22 protein-coding genes are annotated in these 23,251 nt (G+C 72.3%); 12 read left to right on the top strand and 10 right to left on the bottom strand.

Going from position 1 to position 23,251, the window contains the following annotated elements; genetic code table 11:
* Window positions 1-59: 59 nt before the first annotated feature.
* Window positions 60-1,025 carry a hypothetical protein gene (locus ACZ5UI_RS02800; RefSeq protein WP_464194003.1) on the bottom strand — a complete coding sequence of 322 codons (966 nt, stop codon included), beginning with the start codon at window positions 1,023-1,025 and terminating at the stop codon, window positions 60-62.
* 26 nt (window positions 1,026-1,051) lie between these two features.
* On the opposite strand from ACZ5UI_RS02800, the gene ACZ5UI_RS02795 reads away from it, so the two are divergent.
* Window positions 1,052-1,831 carry an enoyl-CoA hydratase/isomerase family protein gene (locus tag ACZ5UI_RS02795; protein WP_464194001.1) on the top strand — a complete coding sequence of 260 codons (780 nt, stop codon included), beginning with the start codon at window positions 1,052-1,054 and terminating at the stop codon, window positions 1,829-1,831.
* Between the two features lie 51 nt (window positions 1,832-1,882).
* Here the strand turns inward: ACZ5UI_RS02795 and ACZ5UI_RS02790 are convergent, their stop codons facing one another.
* Together ACZ5UI_RS02790 and ACZ5UI_RS02785 are read right to left on the bottom strand one after the other, a co-directional pair.
* On the bottom strand, window positions 1,883-2,989 hold the full coding sequence (locus tag ACZ5UI_RS02790; RefSeq protein WP_464193999.1) for a M28 family metallopeptidase: 1,107 nt from the start codon (window positions 2,987-2,989) through the stop codon (window positions 1,883-1,885).
* Between the two features lie 4 nt (window positions 2,990-2,993).
* Window positions 2,994-3,908, bottom strand: a complete 915-nt coding sequence (locus ACZ5UI_RS02785; protein ID WP_464193997.1) for a hydroxymethylglutaryl-CoA lyase — start codon at window positions 3,906-3,908, stop codon at window positions 2,994-2,996.
* 32 nt (window positions 3,909-3,940) lie between these two features.
* Between ACZ5UI_RS02785 and ACZ5UI_RS02780 the strand changes: the two genes are divergently transcribed.
* The 8 genes from ACZ5UI_RS02780 to ACZ5UI_RS02745 all read left to right on the top strand — a co-directional run bounded on the left by ACZ5UI_RS02780 (window position 3,941) and on the right by ACZ5UI_RS02745 (window position 9,737).
* Window positions 3,941-4,345 (top strand): TIGR03618 family F420-dependent PPOX class oxidoreductase, encoded by a 405-nt coding sequence (locus tag ACZ5UI_RS02780; RefSeq protein WP_464193995.1) that lies wholly within the window; start codon window positions 3,941-3,943, stop codon window positions 4,343-4,345.
* The gene (locus ACZ5UI_RS02775; protein WP_464193993.1) at window positions 4,342-5,253 is read left to right on the top strand and encodes a 2-phospho-L-lactate transferase CofD family protein; all 912 of its coding nucleotides are present in this window, start codon (window positions 4,342-4,344) and stop codon (window positions 5,251-5,253) included. Before ACZ5UI_RS02780 ends, ACZ5UI_RS02775 begins: the two co-directional genes overlap by 4 nt.
* Complete coding sequence (gene cofC, locus ACZ5UI_RS02770; protein WP_464193991.1) at window positions 5,250-5,882, top strand: 2-phospho-L-lactate guanylyltransferase; 633 nt, start codon at window positions 5,250-5,252, stop codon at window positions 5,880-5,882. Before ACZ5UI_RS02775 ends, cofC begins: the two co-directional genes overlap by 4 nt.
* Window positions 5,875-6,627: a coenzyme F420-0:L-glutamate ligase gene (cofE, locus tag ACZ5UI_RS02765; protein WP_464193990.1), complete on the top strand. Its 753-nt coding sequence runs from the start codon at window positions 5,875-5,877 to the stop codon at window positions 6,625-6,627. Before cofC ends, cofE begins: the two co-directional genes overlap by 8 nt.
* 16 nt (window positions 6,628-6,643) lie before the next feature.
* Entirely contained in the window at window positions 6,644-7,645 is a 1,002-nt protein-coding gene (locus ACZ5UI_RS02760; protein ID WP_464193988.1) for a TIGR03557 family F420-dependent LLM class oxidoreductase, read from the top strand.
* Entirely contained in the window at window positions 7,642-8,400 is a 759-nt protein-coding gene (locus tag ACZ5UI_RS02755; protein WP_464193986.1) for a class I SAM-dependent methyltransferase, read from the top strand. Before ACZ5UI_RS02760 ends, ACZ5UI_RS02755 begins: the two co-directional genes overlap by 4 nt.
* A complete protein-coding gene (locus ACZ5UI_RS02750) occupies window positions 8,397-9,314 on the top strand; it encodes an acetamidase/formamidase family protein (RefSeq protein ID WP_464193984.1) in 918 nt (305 codons plus the stop codon). Before ACZ5UI_RS02755 ends, ACZ5UI_RS02750 begins: the two co-directional genes overlap by 4 nt.
* 159 nt (window positions 9,315-9,473) lie before the next feature.
* The gene (locus ACZ5UI_RS02745; RefSeq protein WP_464193982.1) at window positions 9,474-9,737 is read left to right on the top strand and encodes a hypothetical protein; all 264 of its coding nucleotides are present in this window, start codon (window positions 9,474-9,476) and stop codon (window positions 9,735-9,737) included.
* Here the strand turns inward: ACZ5UI_RS02745 and ACZ5UI_RS02740 are convergent.
* Window positions 9,730-10,146, bottom strand: coding sequence for a TIGR03668 family PPOX class F420-dependent oxidoreductase (locus ACZ5UI_RS02740; RefSeq protein WP_464193980.1), 417 nt, complete (start codon window positions 10,144-10,146; stop codon window positions 9,730-9,732). The genes ACZ5UI_RS02745 and ACZ5UI_RS02740 overlap by 8 nt on opposite strands.
* A gap of 29 nt (window positions 10,147-10,175) precedes the next feature.
* Here ACZ5UI_RS02740 and ACZ5UI_RS02735 point away from each other — a divergent pair, with 29 nt between their 5' ends.
* The gene (locus ACZ5UI_RS02735) at window positions 10,176-11,135 is read left to right on the top strand and encodes a TIGR03560 family F420-dependent LLM class oxidoreductase (RefSeq protein WP_464193978.1); all 960 of its coding nucleotides are present in this window, start codon (window positions 10,176-10,178) and stop codon (window positions 11,133-11,135) included.
* On the opposite strand, the gene ligA is transcribed toward ACZ5UI_RS02735, so the two are convergent.
* The gene (ligA, locus tag ACZ5UI_RS02730; RefSeq protein ID WP_464193976.1) at window positions 11,132-13,126 is read right to left on the bottom strand and encodes an NAD-dependent DNA ligase LigA; all 1,995 of its coding nucleotides are present in this window, start codon (window positions 13,124-13,126) and stop codon (window positions 11,132-11,134) included. The two genes, ACZ5UI_RS02735 and ligA, sit on opposite strands and share 4 nt — an antisense overlap.
* A 79-nt stretch (window positions 13,127-13,205) precedes the next feature.
* Between ligA and ACZ5UI_RS02725 the strand changes: the two genes are divergently transcribed.
* Together ACZ5UI_RS02725 and ACZ5UI_RS02720 are read left to right on the top strand one after the other, a co-directional pair.
* Window positions 13,206-13,529: an ArsR/SmtB family transcription factor gene (locus ACZ5UI_RS02725; protein ID WP_464193974.1), complete on the top strand. Its 324-nt coding sequence runs from the start codon at window positions 13,206-13,208 to the stop codon at window positions 13,527-13,529.
* The gene (locus ACZ5UI_RS02720) at window positions 13,526-14,032 is read left to right on the top strand and encodes an SRPBCC domain-containing protein (RefSeq protein ID WP_464193972.1); all 507 of its coding nucleotides are present in this window, start codon (window positions 13,526-13,528) and stop codon (window positions 14,030-14,032) included. Before ACZ5UI_RS02725 ends, ACZ5UI_RS02720 begins: the two co-directional genes overlap by 4 nt.
* 4 nt (window positions 14,033-14,036) lie before the next feature.
* Here the strand turns inward: ACZ5UI_RS02720 and ACZ5UI_RS02715 are convergent, their stop codons facing one another.
* From ACZ5UI_RS02715 to ACZ5UI_RS02695, 5 genes are read right to left on the bottom strand one after another with little or no spacing between them, the layout of a single operon-like run.
* A complete protein-coding gene (locus ACZ5UI_RS02715; RefSeq protein ID WP_464193970.1) occupies window positions 14,037-15,668 on the bottom strand; it encodes an alkaline phosphatase D family protein in 1,632 nt (543 codons plus the stop codon).
* Window positions 15,669-15,704: 36 nt separating this feature from the next.
* Window positions 15,705-17,906, bottom strand: a complete 2,202-nt coding sequence (gene cofH, locus ACZ5UI_RS02710) for a 5-amino-6-(D-ribitylamino)uracil--L-tyrosine 4-hydroxyphenyl transferase CofH (RefSeq protein ID WP_464193968.1) — start codon at window positions 17,904-17,906, stop codon at window positions 15,705-15,707.
* Between the two features lie 22 nt (window positions 17,907-17,928).
* Window positions 17,929-19,938, bottom strand: coding sequence for a hydantoinase/oxoprolinase family protein (locus tag ACZ5UI_RS02705; RefSeq protein ID WP_464193966.1), 2,010 nt, complete (start codon window positions 19,936-19,938; stop codon window positions 17,929-17,931).
* 13 nt (window positions 19,939-19,951) lie between these two features.
* Window positions 19,952-21,679 (bottom strand): hydantoinase B/oxoprolinase family protein, encoded by a 1,728-nt coding sequence (locus ACZ5UI_RS02700; protein ID WP_464193964.1) that lies wholly within the window; start codon window positions 21,677-21,679, stop codon window positions 19,952-19,954.
* Window positions 21,676-23,250 (bottom strand): hydantoinase/oxoprolinase N-terminal domain-containing protein, encoded by a 1,575-nt coding sequence (locus ACZ5UI_RS02695; protein ID WP_464193962.1) that lies wholly within the window; start codon window positions 23,248-23,250, stop codon window positions 21,676-21,678. The genes ACZ5UI_RS02700 and ACZ5UI_RS02695 overlap by 4 nt, the downstream gene beginning before the upstream one ends.
* Window position 23,251 lies beyond the last annotated feature (1 nt).

Below are 23,251 nucleotides of genomic sequence, written 5' to 3'. Positions count from 1 at the left end.
CGGCGGTCCGGCCTCGGCCAGGTGGACGCGCAGACCGCCGGCGTCGACGAACCGCGAGGTCAGAGAAACGGGTCGGGCGGCGGGTCGAACGGGCGCGTCGGCGCCTCCGGCGCGTCGAGGTCCGGCGACGGCGGCGCCGCGGTCGTCGGGCGCAGGCCCGCCGCGATCGCCAGCCCGCCCAGCAGCAGCAGGATCAGTGGCCACCACAGGAGGTTGCCCTCCCCGGCGAGCAACACAAACGCGATCAGCACCGCGACACCGAGCCAGATCGGCCCGCGCTCGCGGTCGACGGCCCCGTAGGCGACCAGGCCGAAGCCGACGGCGAGCAGGACGAGCTTCCATCCCCAGCCGACGCCCGGCGCGGTCGCGTTGGCGCCGAGCAGTCCGGATGAGTCCGAGATCACGTCGAACGCGGCGTCGATGCTCAGCAGCCCGGCCAGCAGCAGCGCGGTCAGGCCGGCGACGTCGACGAGCGCGACCGCGTGCGGACGGTGGCGATCACGCTGGCGGATCGCCTGCACCGCGAGCCCGGCGATCATCACGAGGCACAGCCACTGCAGCCCGGTCGGGCTGTCCGGGTCGAAGATCCACGTCCAGGCCGCCAGCAGCGCGACGACCCAGGACGCGGCGCCCAGGAACGTGGCGATCGGCGACCCGCGCGTCCAGGCCATCCAGATGCACGTCGCGCCGAGCGCGAAGGCGACCCAGGTCAGCGTGCCCGCGGAGCTGGCCGACCCGCCGAGCAGGTCGGCCAGCTCGAGCAGCGCGAAGGCCAGCAGCGGGAAGGCCGACACGAGCAGCGCGGAGACGTACATCCGTGGCGTGTGGCCCTCGACGGGCGCCAACCAGGCCATCGTCAGCAGCAGCGCGGCGCCGGCCAGCATCAGCACGAAGCGCACGCCGACCGGCCAGTCGTCCTGGACGCGCGTGTCCAGCAGCACCAGCCCGACCGACAGGGACGCGGCACCCGCGGCGATCAGGTCGCCACGAAACGGCTTGGGCGCGAGTGCGTTCCACGTCGCCATGGCGGCAGCGTAACTACTGTCCCGGTATGTCCATCGTCACCACCGAGGACCGCGGACCGGTCCGCCACGTCGTCCTCAACCGGGCCGAGAAGCGCAACGCGATGAACGACGAGCTGGTCGAGGGGCTGCACGACGCGCTCACGGCCGCGGCCGCCGACGGCGACGTCCGTGTCGTCGTGCTCCGGGGCGAGGGCGCGATGTTCTCGTCGGGCATGGACCACGGGTCGCTGGGCATGCTGGCCGCCGACCCGTCCCGGCTGCGCGAGCTGCGCCGCGGCATCCTGGCCACCTGGAACCTGTGCGAGGAGATGACCAAGCCGACGATCGCCCAGATCCACGGCGCCTGCCTGGGCGGGGCGATGGAGCTGGCACTGGCCTGCGACCTGCGCGTGATGGCCGCCGATGCGGTCATCGGGCTGGTCGAGACGCGCGTCGGCCTGGTGCCCGACGTGGGCGGCTCGTCGCGCCTGCCCGCCGTCGTCGGCCTGGGGCGGGCCAAGGAGATGATCATGGCCAGCAAGGTCATCGACGGCACCGAGGCCGAGCGCATCGGCCTGGTCAACCGCGTCGCCCCGGCCGACGGCCTCGACGCCGCGACCGAGCAGCTGGCCAACGAGCTGCTGGCCTGCGCGCCGGTCGCCGTGGGGCTGGCCAAGCGGCTGCTCGACGCGGTGGCCAAGCCGGCGCTGTCGACCACGCTGGAGATGGAGGTCACCGCGCAGGACCTGTGCGCGCACACCGAGGACTACCGCGAGGCGATCGCGGCGTTCGTCGAGAAGCGCCAGCCGGAGTTCAGCGGCAAGTAGGGCCGTGGCTGACCTGCGACCGGCGCGACGGCGACGTGTGGTGACGCGCCCTCAGAGGCGGCGGGCCACGGCTTCGGCGATCGCCACGCAGCGCTGCACGCAGTCGTGGTCGACGCGGTCGGGCGTGTCCTGGGGCACGTGGTAGTTGCTGTGGTGGCCCTCGGCGTCGACCGACAGCAGCGAGACGGTCGGCAGGCCGCGGTAGGTGGCCAGCACCGGATCGGTCCAGGCGCCCATGCGCCAGCGCTCCGGCGCCGGCAGCCCGGCGTCCCGGGCGGCCGTCTCCACGAAGGCGACGTCCTCGTCGCGGTAGGCGTGCGGCGCCAGCGTCGCCTCGCCGGTGGCCACCACCGGTCGCCCCGAGCCGACCGTGTCGAGGCCCAGGACGAAGGCGGTGGCCGGCTCCAGCGGGTGCTCGTCCAGGAACGCGGCCATCCCGCCCATCCCCGACTCCTCGGAGCCCGGGAACACGGCCAGCACCTCGACGCCGTCCAGCGGCGCGGCCACCAGCCGGCGGCACAGCTCGAGCACGGCCGCCACGCCGCTGGCGTTGTCGTTGGCGCCCGGCACCGTCGGTGAGCGGGCGACGTCGAGCAGCAGCACGGCGCTGGTGGCGAACAGCAGGCCGCCCAGCGCCCGGCCGGCGCGCGTGCGCGTGGCGATCGCGGCCGCGGCGAGCACCAGCGGTCCGGCGGCGGGATCGGTCGCCTGGCGGCGGTTGCGCCGGCCGACGCCGGCCTTGACCACCCGCGGGTCCCACATCCAGCCGGTGCGGGCCGCGTCGTGGTGGGCGACCAGCACCAGCGTGCGCCGGCGCGGCCCGTGCGCGGGCAGCAGCGCGACGACGTTGTCGCCGGTGCCGCGGGGCAGGAAGCGGCGCACCCAGGGCGCCCGCCCGCTGACCTCGAGCTCGTAGGAGGCCAGGGTCCCCAAGGCCAGGGCGCGGCTGCCGCGCACGGCCGCGGCCACCCCGGCCAGCGCGTGCGCCAGGTGCGCCCACGCGTAGGTCCGCGGCGCGCGATACGGCTCGATGGCCACGTCGTCGACGCCGATCGCGGCCAGCCGCTCGGCGATCCAGCGCGCGCTGGCGCGCTCTCCCGCCCCGGCCGAGTCGCGCGTCATCGCGGCCAGCGCCGCGATGTCGTCCGAGACGCTCACGGCCCTACTTCCAGTCGACGGGCCCGGCGACGATCGTGTGCGAGCCCAACGGACGGCCGAGCACCTGCTGGGCCTCGCGCGCGGCGCCGATCAGCGCCTCCAGGTCCACCCCGGTCGAGATGCCCATCTCCTCGAGCATCGAGACGAGATCCTCGGTGGCGATGTTGCCGGTCGCCCCGGCCGGGACCGGGCAGCCGCCCAGCTCGCCGAAGCTCGACTCGAAGCTGTCGCAGCCGACCTCCAGCGCCGCCAGCACGTTGGCCAGCCCCTGCCCGCGCGTGTTGTGGAAGTGCGCGGTCAGCTCGACGCCCACGAGCTCGTCCAGCGCGCGGTCGAAGAACTCGCGCACCTGGCGTGGGTTGGCCATGCCGGTGGTGTCGCCGAAGCCGATCTCCGTGGCTCCCGCGTGGATCAGCCGCTCGGCGATCGCGAACACGCGCTCCGGGGCGACGTGGCCCTCGTAGGGACAGCCGAAGCTCGTGGCGATCACCGCCAGGCCCTCCAGCCCCGCCTCCCGCGCCCGGGGCAGCACGACCTCCAGCCCCTTGAGCGACTCCTCGATCGTGCGGTTGACGTTCTTGCGGTTGTGCGTCTCGGACGCCGACAGGAACACGCTGATCGCGTCGATGCGGTCGCGCGCGGCCAGCGCGCCGTCCAACCCGCGCTCGTTGGGCACGAGCACGGACACCGCCACGTCCTGGGGGATGTCCGCGCGCTCCAGCACCTCGGCGGCGTCGGCCAGCTGCGGGATCACGTCGGCGCGGACGAAGCTCGTGACCTCCAGCCGCCGCAGCCCCGTGCGGGCCAGCAGCTCGATCAGCCGCACCTTGTCATCGGTCGCGATGACCTCGGGCTCGTTCTGAAACCCGTCGCGCGGGCCGACCTCACGGATGTTCACGCGGGCGGGCAACGCAGCCATGGTTCGGACTCTACGCGGTGTACCTTTGGCCGATGCCCGACACGCTCGAAGGTCCCGCGCTCGATCTCCTGAAGGCCCCGAACTACGCGACGTTCTCGACGTTGCGCAAGGACGGCACCATCCAGTCGGTCGTCGTGTGGGCCGATGCGGACGCCGACGGGCAGATCGTGGTCAACAGCGCTGAGGGCCGCGCCTGGCCCGCGAACCTGCGCCGCACCGGCCACGGCACGATCACCGTCGTGAACCCGGAGAACCCGATGGAGTTCGTCGCCGTCACCGGCGATCTCGCCGTCGACACCAACGACGACGGCGTCGACGTGATCAACCAGCTGTCCAACAAGTACATCGGGAGCGACTACCCGTGGCTGCAGGACGGCGAGACCCGCGTGACCTTCCGGCTCAAGCCGAAGAAGGTCAGCTACCAGAAGCAGGGGTGACCGGCCCGGTCGTCCTGCTCACCGGCGGGACCGGTGGCGCCAAGCTGGCCCGCGGTCTGGCCGACGTGACGGACGACCTGGTCGCGATCGTCAACACCGGCGATGACGTGGAGGCCTACGGCGGCCATGTCTCGCCGGATCCCGACCTGGTCAGCTTCTGGCTGGCCGATCGCATCGACACGCGCGGCTGGGGTCTGGAAGGCGACACCTTCCACGTGATGGACGGGCTGCGAGAGCTCGGCGACGAGGTGTGGTTCAACCTCGGCGACCGCGACCTGGCGCTGTGCCTGCGCCGGGCGCGCCGGCTGGCCGAGGGCGCGACGCTGACCGAGGCGATCGACGAGCAGACCGCCGCCCTGGGCGTGCGCGCCCGGGTGCTGCCGATGTCCGACGCGCCGGTGCGCACGCGCGTGCGGGCGCGCGGCACCTGGCAGGGCCTGCAGGAGTTCCTGATCCTGGGCCGCGGCGAAGGCCCGGTCGAGGACGTCGCGTTCGACGGCGCCGCCGCGGCGGCGCCGACCGCGGCCGTGCTCGAAGCCATCGCCAGCGCCCAGGTGATCCTCATCGGCCCGTCCAACCCGCTCATCTCGATCGGTCCGATCCTCGCGCTGCCCGCGCTGCACGACGCGCTGGCCGCCGCTGCCGCCCCGGTCGTCGCGGTCAGCCCGATCGTCGGCGGCGCGGTGCTCAAGGGGCCGACCGCCGCGTTCCTGGCCTGGGCCGGCCAGCCGGCGACCAGCGCGGGCGTCGCCGCCCACTACGGCGCGCTGCTGGACGGCTTCGTGTGCGACGAGCGCCTCGACGACCCGACCGTCCCGGTGCTCGTCACCGACGTGGATCTGCGCTCGCCACCGCAGCGCGCGCGGGTCGCCGCCGACGTCCTCACGTTCGCCCAGGGGCTCGTGTGAGCACGCTGGCGATCCTCCCGGTCAAGGGCTTCGGCCAGGCCAAGACGCGGCTGCGCGAGCGGGTGCCCGACGGCCCGCGCGCCGGCCTCGCGGAGGCGATGGTCCGCGACGTGCTGCGCGTCCTGCGCCGGGTCGACGGACTCGACGGCCTGATCGTCGTCACCGCCGAGCCGCTCGCGGCCGAGTTCGGGCGCGACGCGGGCGCCGAGGTCGTCCATGACCCGGCCGAGACGGGCCAGAGCGCGGCGGTGGCGCTCGGCATCGCTCGGGCGCTGGAGCGCGGCGCCGACCGCATCCTGGCCGTGCCGGGCGACTGCCCGGCGCTGGATCCGGGTGAGCTGGGCGCGCTGCTGCGCGGGCCCGAGGCGATCATCGTCGTGCCCGACCGCCACGGCAGCGGGACGAACGCGCTGCTCCTCGCCCCGCCCGACGCGATCGCGCCGTCGTTCGGCCCCGGGTCGCGCGAACGCCACGTGGCCGCGGCACAGGCCAGCGGGCTGGCCTGGGCCGTGCGCGAGGTGCCCGGGCTGGGCATGGACGCCGACACGCCCGAGGACCTGGCCACGCTGGAGGCCAGCGGCCGGTTGGGCCCCACGACCAGCGCCATGTTGGAGCACCTCGATGGGTGAGGTCCGCGCCTTCGCGCTCGCCGGTCTGCCCGAGATCCGTCCCGGCGACGACCTGTCGGCGCTGCTGGTCGCCGCCGCGCCGGCCGATCTGGGCGACGGCGATGTGCTGTGCATCGCCCACAAGGTCGTCTCCAAGGCCGAGGGGCGCGTGGTCAACCTGGTCGATGTCGAGCCGGGCCCGCGGGCGCTGGAGCTCGCCGCCTCCCACGGCAAGGACGCCCGCCAGATCGAGGTCGTGCTCGGCGAAGCGGCGTCGATCGTGCGCGAGCGCCCCGGTGTGCTGATCTGCCGCACGCGCCATGGCTTCGTGTGCGCCAACGCCGGCGTCGACGCGTCCAACGCGGGCGGCGAGGAGCGCCTGGTGCTGCTCCCGGTCGACCCCGACGCCTCGGCCCGGGCCATCCGCGCGGCGCTGCGCCGCGAGCTGGGCGTCGCTCCCGCGATCGTCATCACCGACTCCTTCGGGCGGGCCTGGCGGCGCGGCCAGTGCGAGATCGCCATCGGCGTGGCCGGGCTGACGACGATCGAGTCGTGGGACGGCCGCAGCGACAGCGACGGGCGCGAGTTGCGCGCGACGGCGATCGCCGTGGCCGACGAGGCCGCCGCCGCCGCGGACCTCGTGCGGTCCAAGGACTCGCGCGAGCCGGCGGTCGTCGTGCGCGGCCTGCAGCGCCACGTCGGCCCCGAGGACGGACCCGGAGCGCGTGATCTTGTGCGATCCGCCGAGGAAGACCTTTTCCTCTAGCGGTAGCGTCCCGCGCATGGGCATCAAGATTGGCTACAAGGCCTCGGCCGAGCAGTTCGGTCCGCAGGAGCTCCTGGACTTCTCCGTGCGCGCCGAGCAGGACGGCCTCGACATCGTCTCGACCTCCGACCACTTCCAGCCGTGGCGCCACAACACCGGGCATGCCCCGAACGCGCTGGCCTGGCTGGGCGCGATGACCCAGGCGACGTCGAAGGTCACGCTGGGCACGAGCGTGCTCACCCCCACGCTGCGCTACCCGCCGGCGATCGTCGCGCAGGCCTTCGGCACGCTGGCCTGCCTGGCGCCCGGCCGCGTCTACCTGGGCGTCGGCTCCGGTGAGGCGATGAACGAGACGCCCGCCACCGGCCAGGAGTTCCCGGGCCGCAAGGAGCGCCGGCTGCGCATGGCCGAGGCGATCGAGCTGATCCGCAAGCTGTGGACCGAGGATCGCGTCGACTTCGAGGGCGAGTACTACCGCACCGAGAAGGCGACCATCTACGACAAGCCCGAGGTGCCGGTCCCGATCTACGTGGCCGCCTCCGGCCCGTTGGCCGCGAAGCTGGCCGGCCGGGTCGGCGACGGCTTCGTGTGCACGTCGGGCAAGGACCCGCAGCTGTACCTGGACCTGCTGGACAACGTCAAGGAGGGCGCCGAGAAGGCGGGTCGCGACCCGTCCAAGATCAAGCGCCTGATCGAGATCAAGGTCGCCTACCACCGCGACCGCGAGGTCGCGCACGAGTCGTGCAACTGGTGGGCCGCGCTGGCGCTGACGCCCGAGCAGAAGGAGGGCGTCGAGGACGCGCTGGAGATGGAGCGCCTGGCCGACGAGAACGTCGAGAAGGCCCACACCCGGTTCATCGTCTCCAACGACCCCGAAGAGGTCGTCGAGAAGATCGCCACGTACGTGGACCTCGGCTTCGACGAGCTGCTGCTGCACGCCCCGGGCCCGGACCAGAACACGTTCCTGGACCAGTTCGGCGCCGACGTGCTGCCGCTCATGCGCTCCCGCTGGGGATGACCGAGCTGACCCCCCACGCCGCGCGCAACCGCGCGGCGTGGGACGCGTTCGCCGACGAGTACCAGGCCGTGCACGGCGAGCAGCTGGAGACGTCGGGCGGTGACGCCTGGGGCATGTGGCAGCTCCCGGAGGCCGAGGTCGGCGCGCTGGGCGAGGTGGCGGGGCTGGACGTGCTCGAGCTCGGCTGTGGTGCAGCGCGCTGGTCGGTCGCGCTGGCCCGGCGCGGCGCCCGCTGCACCGCGCTGGACGTCTCGCCCCGCCAGCTGGAGCTGGCTCGCCAGACCGTGGCCGCCGCCGGCGTCGAGGTCACGCTGATCGAGGCGTCCGCCGAGTCCGTCCCGCGCCCGGACGCGAGCTTCGATCTCGTGTTCACCGACCACGGCGCGTTCACCTACGCCGATCCCCTCCTGCTGATGCCCGAGTGCGCCCGCCTGCTGCGCCCCGGCGGCCGCTTGGCCTTCAGCACGATGACGCCGATCGTCGACCTCGTGTGGCCGCTGGACGCCGAGGACCCGACCGAGTGCTTCACCCGCGACTACTTCGACCTGCGCACCGGCGACGACGGCACCATGACCGGCTTCCAGCTGCCCTACGGCGCCTGGATCCGCCTGTTCGGCCAGCACGGCTTCGTGGTCGAGGACCTGATCGAGCTGCGCCCGCCCGCCGACGCCACGTCGAGCTACCGCTCCGCTGCCAGCACCGCGTGGGCCCAGCGGTGGCCGGTCGAGCACATCTGGAAGGCGCGCCGCCCATGACCGAGCACGTGATCGACGCGACGCGCGTCCACCACGACTGGGATCGCTCGCTGGAGCCGACGCTGCGGATCGCGTCCGGCGACGTGGTGCGCTTCGACCTGCGGATGGCCGCGCACGGCCAGGTCGGCGAGGGCGATACGACCGCGGACTTCGACTTCGCGACGCTCTACCACCTGCTCGGGCCGATCTACGTCGACGGCGCGGGGCCGGGCGACACGCTGCGCGTCGACGTGCTCGAGCTGACGCCCGGCGACTGGGGCTGGGCGTCGATCCAGCCGGGGCAGGGGCTGCTGCCCGACGACTTCGACGAGCTCGTGGTGCGCACGTTCGACCTGCGCGATGGCGCGACCGTCGAGGCGGCACCGGGGATCCGGATCCCGACGGCGCCGTTCCTGGGCACGATGGGCGTGCATCCGAGCGAGCCGGCGGTGGCGACCGTGTTCCCGCCCCATCGCGGCGGGGGCAACGTCGACACGCGCCACCTGACCGTCGGATCGACGCTGCGCCTGCCCGTGTGGTGCGACGGCGCGCTGTTCTCCTGCGGCGACCCGCACGCCGCGCAGGGCGACGGCGAGGTGTGCGTCACCGCGATCGAGTGCGACATGCGGGCGACGCTGCGCCTGAGCGTCGAGCACCAGACGATCCCGGGCCCGCAGTTCGTCACCGCCGGGCCCTTGGCCAGCATCGACGAGTCGGCCGGGCACTTCGGCGCGATGGGCATCGACGCCGACCTGATGGAGGGCGCGCGCACCGCCGTCCGCTCGACGATCGAGTGGCTGGGCCGCGAGCACGGCCTGGATCCGGTCGACGCCTACATCCTGTGCAGCCTGGCCGGAGACCTGAAGATCTTCGAGATCGTCGACGCCGGCGTGTGGAACGTCGGCTTCACGCTGCCGCTGTCGCTCTTCGGGTAAGAACGCGCCAACCATCGCGCAACGATCGCGGCAACCTGCGACGATCGCGCACTTCTGCTCCATACGCCCGGAGGCGCCTTTCCCATGCTGTCGGTCTCGTCCCGCCGTTCCGCCCTCGTCGCGGGTCTTGTGTCCCTCTCGATCGCCGGTGTCGCCGCTGTGCCCGCCAGCGCGCACGACTACCCGTCGTCGGTGAACAAGAACTTCATGACCAGCTGCCAGAAGTCCGCGCTGGCCTCCAACTCGCAGATCACCAAGTCGCAGGCCAAGCGCTACTGCCAGGCCGCCCTGGACTGCATCTCCGACAAGCTCACGCTGAAGCAGTTCTCCGAGGCCGACGCCGCCGCCCAGGCCGGTCGCAAGAGCAAGTACGACAAGACGATCAACGCCTGCGTCAAGAAGGCCAACTCGATCATCAGCTAGCGGCCCAGCCGCTCCAGCGCTCGACCGCGACGACGATCACCGGCCCCGCCGGCGGCGTCTCGCGGTAGGGCGCGTAGCGCTCGACGAGCGCCGCCACGGCCGCGGCGCCGTCGGGTGTCTCGACCCCGACGACCCGCGCCCGCCCGTCGGCGCGCGCCCACCACAGGGCACCCCAGTCGTCGTCGTATCCACCGTCGGCCAGCAGGCTCACCGACGGGTTGGCCGCGATGTTGTCCAGGCGCCGCAAGGCGCGTGTGCGCTTGGGCTTGTGGTCGACCGCGTGGACGATCGTGTCGCCCACGACGGCGAACACCATCGGCACCAGGTGCGGGACGCCGTCCTCGCCCACGGTGGCCAGTCGGGCCATCCGCGCGGCGGCGAACCGGGCGCGTGCCTCATCGCTCGTCATGACCAGAGGATTGCGGGTACAACCATCTCATGCCCTCTTCCTCTCCGATTCGCCTCGGGCTGCAGATCCCGAACTTCAACTTCCCCGATGTCCCCGCTGAGCAGCTGTACGACAAGCTGACCGACATCACCACGACCGCCGAGGCCGCCGGCTTCGAGTCCATCTGGGTGATGGACCACCTCAACCAGATCCCGGGCGTCGGCCCGATGGAGAACTGGATGCTGGAGGGCAACGTCGCCCTGATGGCGCTCGCGGCCCGCACGAAGAAGCTCCACGTGGGCCTGATGGTGGGCGGCGTCACCTACCGCAACCCGGCGTTCTTCGCCAAGCAGACCACGACGATCGACGTGCTCAGCGGCGGCCGCGCGATCTTCGGCATCGGCGCCGCCTGGTTCGAGGCCGAGCACAAGGCCTTCGGCTACCGCTTCCCGCCCATCGCCGAGCGCTTCGAGCACCTCGAGGACGCGCTGCGCATCTCCCGCGCGATGTTCACCGAGGACCAGCCGACCGTCGAGGGGACGCACAGCAGCGTCCACGAGATCTACAACAACCCGCGCCCGATCCGCGGCGACATCCCGATCATGATCGGCGGCAGCGGCGAGAAGAAGACCCTGCGCATGGTCGCCCAGTACGCCGACGCCTCGAACATGTTCGGCGAGCCCGAGAAGATCCAGCACCTGGTCGGCGTGCTGCAGGGGCACTGCGACGACCTGGGCCGCGACATCGGCGAGATCACCAAGACCAAGCTGGCGTCGTTGGTCATCGACCCCGACGAAGCAACCGCCGCCCGGCTGACCGCCCCGGTCAACGAGGCGATGGGCGAGCGCGCGGCCGGCTTCGTCATCGGCGGCACCCCCGAGCAGGTGGCCGAGCAGGTCCAGGCCAACCTGGACGCCGGCCTGGACGGCATCGTCGTGAACATGCCCTACGTGCACGACATCGAGCAGGTCAAGCTGGCCGGCGAGACGCTGGCGAAGGTGATCGCCTAGGCCACGCCCGCCTGCGCCAGCCAGGCCCACAGCTGGTCCTGGCCGACGACCTCGACGCCGAGCTTGTCGGCCTTGTTGGTCTTGGCGGCCCCGACGTTCTCGCCCGCGAGCAGGTAGTCGGTGGCCGCCGAGACCGACGAGGCGGTGAGGGCCGCGGCCTGCTCGACCAGGCGGGTGACGTCGGGGCGGCTGACCTTGGCGCCCGAGCGGGGATCGGTGAAGGCGCCGGTGATGACGACGGTCTTGCCCTTCAGCGGCGAGTCGCCGGCCGCGGCGGTGTCGACCGGGCGGTCCTCGTCGTGGACGTCGAGGTCGACGCCGTGCTCGCGCAGCGCGGCGATCTCCTCGCGCACGTCGGGACGGGCGAAGAACGCCGCAACCGACTCGGCCACCTTGGGGCCGATGTCGCGGATCGCCACCAGCTCCTCCTCGGTGGCGTCCATCACGTCCTCGAGCCGCTCGTAGCCGGCCAGGCACAGCCGCTTGGCCACGCCCTCGGAGGCCATCGGAATGGCCAGGCCGAACAGCGCGCGGCGCAGGCCCAGGCCCTTGGAGCGCTCGATGGAGTCGACCATGTTGCGCGCGCTGACCTCGCCCATGCGCTCGTAGCCCAGCAGCTGCTCGGCGGTCAGCTCGTAGAAGTCGCTGCGGCGGCGCAGCACCCCGTCGTCGGCCAGCTTCTCGATCCACACGTTGCCGACGCCCTCCATGTCCGCGGCTGGGCGCGAGGCCCAGTGCATCAGCCGACGCGTGGCCTGCGCGGGGCACTGCAGGTTCGTGCACCAGCGCTCCTCGCCCGTGCCCCGGATCTCCAGCTCGCTGCCGCACGACGGGCAGTGCGTGGGCGGGACGATCTCGACCTCGGACCCGTCGCGGTCCTCGGGGATCGAGCGCCCGGCGAACGGGATCACGTCGCCGCGGCGCACGACCGCGACCGTGTCGCCGATGCGCAGGTCGCGCTCGCGGATCAGGCGCGGGTTGTGCAGCGTGATGTTCTCGACGGTGACGCCGCCGACGAAGACCGGCTCGACCCGAGCCCGTGGCGGGACGCGGCCGATCTTGCCGACCGGCCACGTCACCTCCAGCAGCTTGGTCAGCTTCTCCTCGGGCGGGAACTTGAAGGCGATCGCGCCGCGCGGCTCGGCGCTGTTGAAGCCGGCGGCGGCGAACGCGGCGGGCTCGTGCAGGCGCACGACGGCGCCGTCGATGTCGTAGTCCAGCGCGTCGCGGCGCGCGCCGATCGCCTGGATCGCCGCGAGGATCTCGTCGGCGTCCGGGCTGACCACCTGCGCCGCGGGCTCGATTCCCGCAGGGATGTCGAGCGCGGCGCCGTCGCGGTCGGCGCCGAAGGCGAAGAAGCGCAGCAGCCGGCCGGCCGCGGCGGCCGCCTCGGGGTCCTTCTGCATGAGCGTCCCGGCGGCGCCGCTGCGCGGGTTGGTCAGGATGCGGTCGGGATGCGCCTCGTTGTAGGCCTCCCAGACGGAACGCAGCATCACGGCCTCGCCGCGCACCTCGATGCGGCCGGCCACGTCGATCTCGGGCGGGAGCCCGGGGATCACGTGGCGGACCTTCTCGGTGACCAGCTCGCCGATCTCGCCGGTGCCGCGCGTGGCCACGTAGTCCAGCCGGCCGTCCTCGTAGACGATGCTCAGCGAGAGCCCGTCGAGCTTCTCGGAGACGCGGAAGGTCTGGCCGCCGAACCGGGCCAGGAACGTGCGGATCTCGTCCTCGTCGGTCGCCTTGGCCAGCGACAGCATCGGCCGCGCGTGGCGGACGGTCGGGCCGGTCAGCTGTGAGGGGGCGTTGACCTTGCCCAGCGGGCTGTCGGCGGGCTCCAGCTCGGGGTGCTCGGCCACGAGCGCGGCGAGCTCGTCCTTGAGCGCGTCGTAGTCGGCGTCGGGCAGCGTGCTGTCCCCCGCGCCGTAGTAGGCGTCGTTGAGGCGCTGGACCTCGGCGGCCAGCTCGGTGATGCGGTCACGGACGTCGTTCATCGCTGTTCATCCTGACTGCTGGAGCGGCGGGTTCTCATCGCTTGACATGTGACCTTTTGGTCACCTATCGTAGCGGGCGATGGACGACGACGACCGTGTGTTCAAGGCGCTGGCGGATCCCTCGCGGCGCTACCTGCTCGACCTGCTGTTCGCGCGTGACGGCCGCACGCTGAGCGAGCTGGAGGGCGAGCTGGAGATGACCCGCTTCGGGGCGATGAAGCACCTGAAGGTCCTCGAGGAGGCGGGTCTGGTGGTCACGCGCAAGCAGGGCCGGGAGAAGCTGCATTTCCTCAACCCGGTCCCCATCCGCCTCGTCCACGACCGCTGGATCGACAAGTACACCGAGCGCCAGATCACGGCGCTCGCCGACCTCAAGCACGAGTTGGAGGAGAAGGGAACATGAGCACCAGCACCGCGACCATGACGCAGGTCCACCGGGTGTGGATCAAGGCCACGCCCCAGGCCGTGTGGGACGCCGTGACCAAGGCCGAGTGGGTCGACCGCTACGGCTACGGCGGGCTGCCCGACTGGGGCGACACGCCGTCGCCCGGGCCGTTCGAGATCGCGGCCGGCACGGCGATGCAGCAGGAGGGCATCCACGGGGCGATGATCGACGGCGAGATCCTCGATGTCGACGCACCCCGCCGGCTGGTCATGACCTGGCGCATGCTGATGGACGACGGCGTCAAGGCCGAGGGCTTCACGCGGCTGACCTACGACGTGACCGAGCTCACCGACGGCGTGACCCGCCTGACCATCACGCACGAGCTGGACGGTGCGCCGGACACGTTCGCGCTGGTCTCGGGCGACCTGGAGGGCACCGGTGCCGGCGGTGGCTGGGGCTGGATGCTCAGCGACCTCAAGTCGCTGCTGGAGACGGGCCAGCCGCTGCCCCGCTGGAGCTAGCCAACTACAGGTCGCGCTCGAGCACGCACTCGAGCCCCGGCTGGTCGGGCGACGTGCGCTCCAGGCGCATGGTCGCCCGGCGGCCGGTGAAGCGCATCGTCACGACCTGGTTGTCGAACCAGGGACCGCCGCCGACCCGCTCCCACTGGATCGGTGACGGCTGCACCCGGGCGGCGCGGGCCAGCGCGCCCATCACGACCGCCGAGAAGCGCGACGCGGCCAGGCGGATCATCCGCCGCTCGCGCTTGTCCAGGGGATTGCGGAAGGGCGAGCAGGTGGCCTGGTAGATCCGCGAGCGCACGCCCTCCTGCGGAGCGACCTCCATCAGGTAGGCGTGGTGGACGTCGCCCGACAGCGCGACGATCGTCTCCGGCGGGGTGCCGTGGCGACCGGCGCCCACCGCCGTGACGTGGCGGCTCAGGCGCCGGAAGGACTGGTTGAACGCGGCCCAGTGCTCGAGGTCCAGCGCCTGGCGCACCTTCTCCCCCAGCTGGGCCGCGCGCGGGCCCCACGCGCCCTCGGCCACCGCTTCGTTGAAGGCCTCGAGCTCGTGCATCCCGCGCCCCAGCAGCCAGGGCAGCGACGTGCCCAGCAGCAGGTGGTCGTGGTCGCCGGTCGCGGTCTCCTCGACCCAGCGCCACTCGGCCTCGTCGAGCATCGAGCGCTTCGGCGCGAGCACGCGGCTGGCCCGGGAGTCGATGACCACGAGCCGCACGCCGCCGAAGTCGCGGCGGTAGCTCCACTGGGCGCCGTCGGTCTCGGCGTCGGCCCGGCGGGCGAAGTCGCGCACCAGCGCGCCCTGGTCGCCGGCGCCGGCCGCCCGCACCTGTTCGTACAGCTCGTCCTCGGCCAGATCCTCGGGCGACAGGTTCCCCAGGTGCTGGTAGCACCAGTAGGACATGAGCGCGCCCTCGATGCGCGGCTGCCACCACGGCTTGGCCCGCATCGTCTCCACCCAGGTGATCGACGTGTTCCAGTCGTCGTGCACGTCGTGGTCGTCGAAGATCATCGCCGAGGGCACCGTGGACAGCAGCCAGCGCATCGTCGGCTCGCCCCACGACTCCAGGTACAGCCGCGTGTACTCCTCGAAGTCGGCGATCTCCTCGCCGGGCGGTTCGCTGGTGCCGCGGCGCTGGCGGATGAACGCGGCAGTCTGCGGCGAGACCTCGTCGGCGTAGACCTGATCGCCCAGCAGCAACAGCGCATGCGGCCAGTCGGCGGGTTCGCGTTCGAGCATGCGCTGGGCCAGCGTGCGCAGCGCGTCGACCTCCCGGCCGCGCGGATCGTCGTCCTTGCGCTGTGAGTAGGGCGCGACGTGCGGCACGCACACGCGACAGGAGCCGAACGCGAGCTCCAGCGGCGCGTCGGGCGCGGGCGTGCGGATCACCGGCTGGGGAAAGCGCGAGTCGGCGGGTGGCCACACCACCTCGCCGTCGATGCGCACCTCGTACGGCGTGGTCGTGCCGGGCTCCAGGTCGTGGATGCAGACGACCGCGAAGTGATGCCCCTCGACGGTGAACGTCGTGTCGGTGTGCCCGAGCACCTCGACCTCGCACGCCGCGTCGGTCTCGACCCACACCGTCGCCTTGGTCGCGCCCGCGTAGCGGAGCATGGGCCCGAGCAGCAGATCAGTCACGGAGGCGTCTTGCCCGGGGACGTCCCCGGGCACGCATCACGCGGCAGCGGAGAGCTGGCCGCGGATCTCGTACAGCGTCGTGCGTTCGACGGCGGGGCGGCCGGCGGCGTGCGCGGCCGCGATCAACTGCGGCGGATCGAGCTTGGTGCCGTGATAGGAACCGGCCAGACGCGAGATCGACTCCTCCATCAGCGTGCCGCCGAGATCGTTGACGCCCCACCTGAGCGACTCGGTCGCCGTCTCGACGCCCATCTTCACCCACGAGGCCTGCAGGTTGGTGATCGTCTTGCCCAACGCCAGGCGGAACACGGCGGTGTGCTTGAGGTTCTCCTCCCGGGATATCTCCTCCACCCCGTGCGTGCGGCCCAGCAAGGTCATGAACGGGATGAAGCTGAGCGGCACGAACTCCGTGAACCCACCCGTCTTCTCCTGCAACGAGCGGATCACCCGCATGTGCTCGGCCAGCTCCCACGGCTCCTCGATATGCCCGAACATCACGGTGCTCGTCGACCGCAACCCCGCGTTGTGGGACGCCTCGATCACCTCCACCCACCGCGCCACCGGCAACTTGTTCGGCGAGATCCGCTGACGCACCCCGTCATGCAGCACCTCGGCCGCGGTGCCGGGCGTGCTGCCCAAGCCGGCGTCCCTGAGCTGGGCGAAGATCTCGCTCAACGGCAACCCGCTGATGTCCTGCATATGCGCGATCTCCATCGGAGAATACGCGTGCAGATGCAGATGCGCCGCCTCATCCTTCGCCACCCGCAAATACGACAGGTAGTCGTCAAACGACCAATCCGGATGGATGCCCGACTGAATGCACAACTCGCTGGCCCCGTACTCCACCGCGTCGCGGATGCGGGCCCGGAACTCCTCTTCGGGATGCTGATAGGCGTCGGGTGAGCGCTTGCCCTGCCCGAACCCACAGAACGCACACCCCACGATGCACACGTTGCTCACGTTGATGTTGCGGTTGACCACGTAGGTCACGGTGTCGCCCGCCAGCTCCGCCCGCAGCTCATCCGCCGCCTGACGGATGTCCTCGATCGCCTCCGGCCGCGTCTCCGCAAACAACGCCGTCAGCTCATCCTCCGACAACCAGGCGCCCTCACGACCCTTGGCGATCGCCGCGGGGACGAGGTCCGTGCGGATCGCCCGCTCCTCGCGCCGGCCCGACCCCTTGCGCGGGATGAAGCTCCAGTACTTCGTCTTGATGACGTCCAGGACGCCCTGGGCGACCCACTCCTGATCGATGTACTGCGGGTACACACACAGGCGCTCCGTCAGCGCATAGCCCAACGGCTGCAGCGTCTTGCGCACCTGATGCGGGCTGGGGAACGGATGCTCCGGAGAGATGTGATCGCCGTTGGCGCTCAACCCACCCAGATCCGTGGCCCCGGCGGCGATCAGCTCCGGCCACCAGTCGGCCAGGTTCGGCGGAATCTGGATCCCCACACCCGGCATCAGCTCGTGCGCCACGGCGACCAGGTCGATCATCTCCTCGATCGACACCGGCGAGGCCCAGTCGGGCAGCGGCAGATCAGGATGCGTGTCCAGCCCGGTCTTCCAATAGCGCTCGGCGGCGTCGGTGGCCACCTCCGCCGGCTCCTCGCCGTAGTACTTCCGATGGGGCACGAAGTTCTGCAGGATGACCTCCTGCAAGTGGCCGTAGCGCTCGTGCAGCCCGGCCAGCGCCTCGAGCGCGTCGACGCGATCCTGCGGCGTCTCGCCGATCCCGACCAGGATCCCCGACGTGAACGGGATCTGCAGCTCACCCGCCGCCCGGATCGTCTCCAGCCGCAACGCCGGCACCTTCGTCGGCGACCCCTGATGGGCGACCAGATCATCGCGCACCGACTCGACCATCAGCCCCTGCGACGCCGTCACCTCACGCAACCGGGCCAGATCCGCCGACGACAACGCACCCAGATTCGTATGCGGCAGGATCCCCCGCTCCAGCGCCCGCTCACACGACCACACCACGTAGGCCACGAAGTCCTCGAAGCCCAGCGCGGCCAGCCGGTCACGCACCCCGGCATGATGCCCCGGCTCGTCCCCCGTCAACACCAACAGCTCCTTGACCCCACGCCGCGCCGCGTTGTCGATGATCTTCTCGACCGCGGCGGGCGTATGCAGATGCGGCTGATGCGTCTGAAAGGCGCAGTACTTGCAATGGGAGACGCAGGTCCGCGACAGCGACAACGTCACGTTGCGGGAAAAGGTCACTCGACGGCGCATTGAGGAAACCCTACCGAGGCGATCAGTCCGGCTTGATGGCGCGCAGCCACAGGCTGCCGTCATCGAGGACCGACAGGTCCCACCCTGCGTCGAGGTAGATCGTGGTCGTGTCCTCGAGCAGGATCGCCGGACCGCTGGCCTCGTCGCCCGGCGACAGCGTCCCGCGATCGACCAGGGCGAAGTCCGCCCAGTCGTCGCGCTCGAACGACCACGCGCGCGTGGTGCCCTGCGCGCCGCCGGCGCCCGGTGCCGGCGGCAGGGCCGCCGCGCCGCCCAGGTGCGCCCGCCGCTCGCAGCGCACGGACACGATCTCGATCGGACCCTGGATCGGGTCGCCGAACGTGCGCCCGTAGGCATCGGCGAACCGCGCCCGCAGGCCGTCGGGATCGACGGCGATCGCGCCGTCGGCCCAGGGCACCGCGACGGTCAGGAAGTGCTCCTGGCCGACGTAGCGCACGTCGAGCGCGACGACCGTCTCGACGTCGGCCTCGCCCAGGCCGGCCAGCAGGCTGGCCGCGATCTCGCCGGCGGCGGCCAGGCCCTCGGCCCCGCCGGTGGGCGCCATGCTGCGCGACGCCGCCTGGCGCACGTCGGCGCCGACCAGCCCCAGCGCGGAGAAGTTCCCGGCGTGGGCGGGGATCAGCATCGACGTCATGTCGAGCTCCTCGGCGATCAGCGACGCGAACAGCGGCCCGGCGCCGCCGAACGGCACCAGCGCGCACTCGCGCGGGTCCTCGCCCTGCTCGACGGTGATCTCGCGGATCGCGCTGGCCATCGACGCCGCCGCGATCTGCAGCGCGCCGCGCGCCGTCTCCTCCACCGTGCGGCCGAGCGCGTCGGCCTCGGGGGCGTAGGCCGCGCGAGCACGGTCCAGGTCCAGCTGCAGCCCGCCGGCCAGCTCGCCGCCGGCCAGCATGCCCAGCAGGGCCGCCGCGTCGGTGGTCGTGGCCTGGGTGCCGCCGCGGCCGTAGCAGGCGGGGCCCGGCTCGGCACCCGCGCTCTGCGGGCCGACGCGCAGCAGACCGCCCTCGTCGACGCGGACCAGCGAGCCGCCGCCGGCGCCGATCGAGCGCACGTCGACCCAGGGCGCCTGGATGGCCATGCCCTCGATCGAGCCCTCGTACAGGACGGGCAGCTGCCCGTCGCGGATCAGGCACGTGTCGAAGCTCGTGCCGCCCACGTCGGCGGTGACCAGGCGCGCCAGCTGGTGGCGGGCGGCCAGCGCCGCCGCGCCCTGGGCGCCGGCGACCGGGCCGGACATGATCGTCTCGAAGGAGCGCTCGGCCGCCTCGACGAACGTCATCGCGCCGCCGCCCGAGCGCATCAGCAGCTCGTGCCCGGCGAAGCCCTCGGCGGCCAGGCCGTCCGAGAGCCGCTGCAGGTAGGTGCGCACGCGCGGGCGCACGTAGGCGTCGATCACCGACGTCGACGTGCGCTCGTACTCGCGGTACTCCCCGGAGGCGTGATGCGACAGCGACAGCTCGCCCTCGAAGCCGGCGGCGCGCAAGGCCGCGGCGGCGGCCAGCTCGTGGTCGGGGTTGGCGTAGGCGTGCAGGAACGCGATCACCACGGCGTCGACGCCGGCTTGGGCGAACTCGTCCGCGGCCGCGGCCACGGCCGCCTCGTCCAGCGGGATCAGCACCTCGCCCTGGAACGTCACGCGCTCGGGCACCTCGAGGCGCAGCCGGCGCGGGACCAGCGGCTCGGGCGGCTGCCAGAACAGGTTGTACGGGTCGCCGCGATCGCCGCGGCGCAGCTCGAGGATGTCGCGGAAGCCCGCGGTGGTCAGCAGCCCGACCGTCGCCCCCGTGCGCGTCAGCAGCGTGTTCAGGCCGACCGTCGTGCCGTGCAGGAAGTAGGCCACCTCGGGCAGCGGCTCGTCGATGCCCTCCAGGACCCCGGCCAGCACGCCCAGCTCGGGCGCGGTCGGCGTGGTCGGCACCTTCGCGGTGGTGACCGCACCCGTCTCGTCGTCGTAGGCGATGACGTCGGTGAACGTGCCACCGACGTCGACGCCAATGCGCGTCGTCATGTCCTGGTGCTCCTCAGCTCTGGAAGGCGTGCGGGTAGTGCTCGCGAGCGTGCGCCTCGCTCAGGTAGCCGGCGGCGACGTCGTCGCGCACCGCCTGCGGATCGCGCTCGGCCGCCGGCCCGTAGCCGCCACCGCCGCCGCAGTGGATCTCCACCGCGCACCCGACGGGCAGCGCCATGCCGGTCACCTTGGGCTGCGGGCGGCGGTTGCCGTCGGGGTCCTCGTAGATGACCAGGTTGGGCAGCGCGTCGCCGCCGCCGGCCAGGCCCCACGGCGCGTTCTTCGTGCGCTCGACCGTCGACGTGCACGAGGACGGCTCGAGGATCTCGTAGCGGATCCGGGCCCCCAGGCCGCCGCGCTGGCGCCCCGGGCCGGCCGAGTCCGGGCGCAGCTCGTAGTAGCGCACCAGGAACGGGTCCTTGGTCTCCCACACCTCCACCGACGAGCCATGGACGGCCGACTCGATGTGGTGGACGCAGAAGATCCCGTCCTGCTGCGCGCTCGCGCCCTGACCGATCGGATACACCGTCCCGTCGGCCCAGAAGGCCCCGGTCTTCTGCCGGTAGCCGTAGAACATGATGTGGCAGAGGTCGCCGCCCGAGCAGGCCACGACGCCGTCGGGCAGCGCCTCGGCGATCGCCTCCAGCAGCGCGTCGGTGGCCTGCATCGCCGGCCAGCCGTACATGTAGCACGAGGCCGGGCGGGCCGGGTGGAACAGCGTCCCCGGCCGGGTGATGACCTCGATCGGGCGGAAGTGGCCCTCGTTGGGCTGGTCGCCGCCGCCCGCGATCATGGTCATGATCACGCGCGCCGCGGAGATCGTCGAGGGCAGCGGGCAGTTCATCGGGCCGACGCTCATCGGCGGCGAGCCGGAGAAGTCCACGCGCGCCGTGGAGCCCTCGATCTCCAGGACCACCTCGAAGGGGATCTCGTCCTCGCTGACGCCGTCGGAGTCGACGATCCCGTGGCCGGTGTAGCGCCCGTCGGGGATCTGCTCGATGTAGGCCCGGATCACGGCCTCGCCGTGGTCGAACATCCGCTCGACGGCCTCCCAGAAGCGCTCGGCGCCGTAGCGCTCGACCAGGCGCACCAGCTCGGCGGCGCCGGTGCGCACGCACACCGACTGGGCCTGGATGTCACCGTCGACCTGGTTGGGCGTGCGCGAGTTGGCCCGCGCGATGCGCACGATCTCGCGGTTGAACACGCCGGCGGCCTGCACCTTGACGCCCGGGAAGACCGTGCCCTCCTGGTAGACGTCGATCGTGTCGGTGCAGTACGGGGCCTGCGCGCCGACGTCCATCCAGTGCGCCTTGACCGCGGAGTAGCCGATCAGCTCGTCGGCCACGAACACGGGCATCACCACGGCCGCGTCCTGCGGGTGCGAGCCGGTCACGTACGGGTCGTTGACCAGGATCAGGTCGCCGTCGTCGAGCGCCTCGACGCCGCCCACCGCCTCCACCGCGCCCTCGATGCAGAACGACATCGAGCCCATGAAGAAGGGCAGCGTCGGCGCCTGGGCCAGCATCCGGAAGTGCTTGTCGTACAGGACGACGGAGAAGTCCAGCGTCTCGTAGACGATCGGCGAGAACGAGACGCGGATCAGCGCCCGCTTCATCTGCATCGCCGCCGAGTTGAGGCCGTGGCGGATGACCTCGGTGAGGATCGGGTCCGCGTCGGCCGCGCCGTCGGCGCCGCCGATCCCGGCCCGGTGCACGATCGTGTCGGTCAGGGTCTCGGTCATGAGGTCGCTCCAGCGTCGAGGCGGTCGAGGTCGAGGTCACCGACGGCCTTGACGCGGATGCGCACGGCGTTGCCGGGGACGTAGGCGAGGGCGAGCTCCTCCACGTCGACGACGCGGATCGACTCTGGACGGGCACCGGCCGCGGTGGCCCGCGCGGCCGCTTGGTCGCGTGCCTGCTCGATCGCGGCGTCGCGGCTGAGCTGCGGCCCGATCGAGAACAGCTGGTCGGTCTCGCCGCCGACCTGTGCGATGGCCGCGCCCACGGCGTTGGCCACCGACGCGTGGGCCGGGCGCAGCACGCGGCTGGCGCCCGCCATCGTGTCGCCCAGCAGCACCGCGCCGCCGCCGACCACGACGACCGGGATGTCGTTGGCCACGAGCTTCATGCGGTCGACCGTCTCGGCGATGCGCGTCTCGATGTTGCGCAGCGTGGCGGCGACCTTGGCCGGGTCCAGGTGCGCGACCCGCGTGGGATCCCCCATCTCGGCCAGGCCGCCCGCGACGGCGACGTCGCTGGCGGTCAGCACGTCGCCGCCGAAGACCAGGCCCTGCTCGATCAGCGCGTAGCCGACGCTCTGGGGGCCGACCTGCACGCCGTCCCCGTCCCAGGCGATGCGGCTGCCGCCGCCGATGCCCAGCGACAGGACGTCGGGCATGCGGAAGTTCGTGCGCACGCCGCCGATCTCGACGGTCGACTGCGCCTCGCGCGGGTAGCCGGCGACCAACATGCCGATGTCGGCCGTGGTACCGCCGATGTCGATCACCGCGCAGTCGTTCTCGCCCGACAGCAGCGCCGCGCCGCGCATCGAGTTCGTCGGCCCCGAGGCGAACGTGGCCACCGGGTAGCGCTCGGCGAAGTCGACGGTCATCAGCGTGCCGTCGTTCTGGCTGAGGAACACCGGGGCGCTGATGCCCGACGCGGCCAGCGACGACCGGAACGCGTTGGCGATCTGATGGGCCAGGTCGGCCAGGCAGGCGTTCAGGATGGTCGCGTTCTCGCGCTCCAGCAGCCCGATGCGGCCCAGCTCGGTCGACAGGCTGATGGCCACGTCGGGGACGTGCTCGGCGATGATCGCCGCCGCCTCCTGCTCGAACGCCGCGTTGACCGGCGAGAACACCGACGAGATGGCCACCGCGCGCAGGCCGCGGCCGGCGATGTCCTCGGCCACGCGGCGCAGCTCGCCCGGATCCAGCGGCGCCAGCTCGCGGCCGTCGAACTCGTGGCCGCCGTGGCACAGGAACACGTGGTCGCCGATCGCCGCCTTCAGCGCCGGCGGCCAGTCGACCGTCGGGCGCAGCGCCAGCGTGGCGGGCAGGCCCAGGCGCACGACGCCGACCTCGAGCAGCCGCCGCGCCTCGACGACCGCGTTGGTGAAGTGCGTCGTGCCGATCATCACCCCGCGGATCGCCGCGGGCGCGACGCCGCTGTCGGCCAGCAGCGAGTCCAGCGCCTGCTGGATGCCGGTGGTCACGTCCGCGCTCGTGGGGCGCTTGACGGCGGCCATCACGCGGTCGCCATCCATCAGGACGGCATCCGTGTTGGTGCCGCCCACGTCGATCCCGATGCGCATG

The organism is Conexibacter sp. JCM 18997, from assembly GCF_055391915.1.
Note: the sequence above shows the minus strand (reverse complement) of the source record. Positions and strands in the feature narration are given on the sequence as shown.

What these genes read in the sequence shown, in the direction of transcription:
- ligA (WP_464193976.1), bottom strand. Translation starts at nt 13,126, where the DNA reads ATGAACGACGTCCGTGACCGCATCACCGAGCTGGCCGCCGAGGTCCAG.
- ACZ5UI_RS02785 (WP_464193997.1), bottom strand. Translation starts at nt 3,908, where the DNA reads ATGGCTGCGTTGCCCGCCCGCGTGAACATCCGTGAGGTCGGCCCGCGC.
- ACZ5UI_RS02725 (WP_464193974.1), top strand. Translation starts at nt 13,206, where the DNA reads ATGGACGACGACGACCGTGTGTTCAAGGCGCTGGCGGATCCCTCGCGG.
- ACZ5UI_RS02700 (WP_464193964.1), bottom strand. Translation starts at nt 21,679, where the DNA reads ATGACCGAGACCCTGACCGACACGATCGTGCACCGGGCCGGGATCGGC.
- cofH (WP_464193968.1), bottom strand. Translation starts at nt 17,906, where the DNA reads ATGCGCCGTCGAGTGACCTTTTCCCGCAACGTGACGTTGTCGCTGTCG.
- ACZ5UI_RS02755 (WP_464193986.1), top strand. Translation starts at nt 7,642, where the DNA reads ATGACCGAGCTGACCCCCCACGCCGCGCGCAACCGCGCGGCGTGGGAC.
- cofE (WP_464193990.1), top strand. Translation starts at nt 5,875, where the DNA reads ATGGGTGAGGTCCGCGCCTTCGCGCTCGCCGGTCTGCCCGAGATCCGT.
- ACZ5UI_RS02795 (WP_464194001.1), top strand. Translation starts at nt 1,052, where the DNA reads ATGTCCATCGTCACCACCGAGGACCGCGGACCGGTCCGCCACGTCGTC.
- ACZ5UI_RS02720 (WP_464193972.1), top strand. Translation starts at nt 13,526, where the DNA reads ATGAGCACCAGCACCGCGACCATGACGCAGGTCCACCGGGTGTGGATC.
- ACZ5UI_RS02735 (WP_464193978.1), top strand. Translation starts at nt 10,176, where the DNA reads ATGCCCTCTTCCTCTCCGATTCGCCTCGGGCTGCAGATCCCGAACTTC.
- ACZ5UI_RS02780 (WP_464193995.1), top strand. Translation starts at nt 3,941, where the DNA reads ATGCCCGACACGCTCGAAGGTCCCGCGCTCGATCTCCTGAAGGCCCCG.
- ACZ5UI_RS02760 (WP_464193988.1), top strand. Translation starts at nt 6,644, where the DNA reads ATGGGCATCAAGATTGGCTACAAGGCCTCGGCCGAGCAGTTCGGTCCG.
- ACZ5UI_RS02740 (WP_464193980.1), bottom strand. Translation starts at nt 10,146, where the DNA reads ATGACGAGCGATGAGGCACGCGCCCGGTTCGCCGCCGCGCGGATGGCC.
- ACZ5UI_RS02750 (WP_464193984.1), top strand. Translation starts at nt 8,397, where the DNA reads ATGACCGAGCACGTGATCGACGCGACGCGCGTCCACCACGACTGGGAT.
- ACZ5UI_RS02705 (WP_464193966.1), bottom strand. Translation starts at nt 19,938, where the DNA reads ATGACGACGCGCATTGGCGTCGACGTCGGTGGCACGTTCACCGACGTC.
- ACZ5UI_RS02695 (WP_464193962.1), bottom strand. Translation starts at nt 23,250, where the DNA reads ATGCGCATCGGGATCGACGTGGGCGGCACCAACACGGATGCCGTCCTG.
- ACZ5UI_RS02800 (WP_464194003.1), bottom strand. Translation starts at nt 1,025, where the DNA reads ATGGCGACGTGGAACGCACTCGCGCCCAAGCCGTTTCGTGGCGACCTG.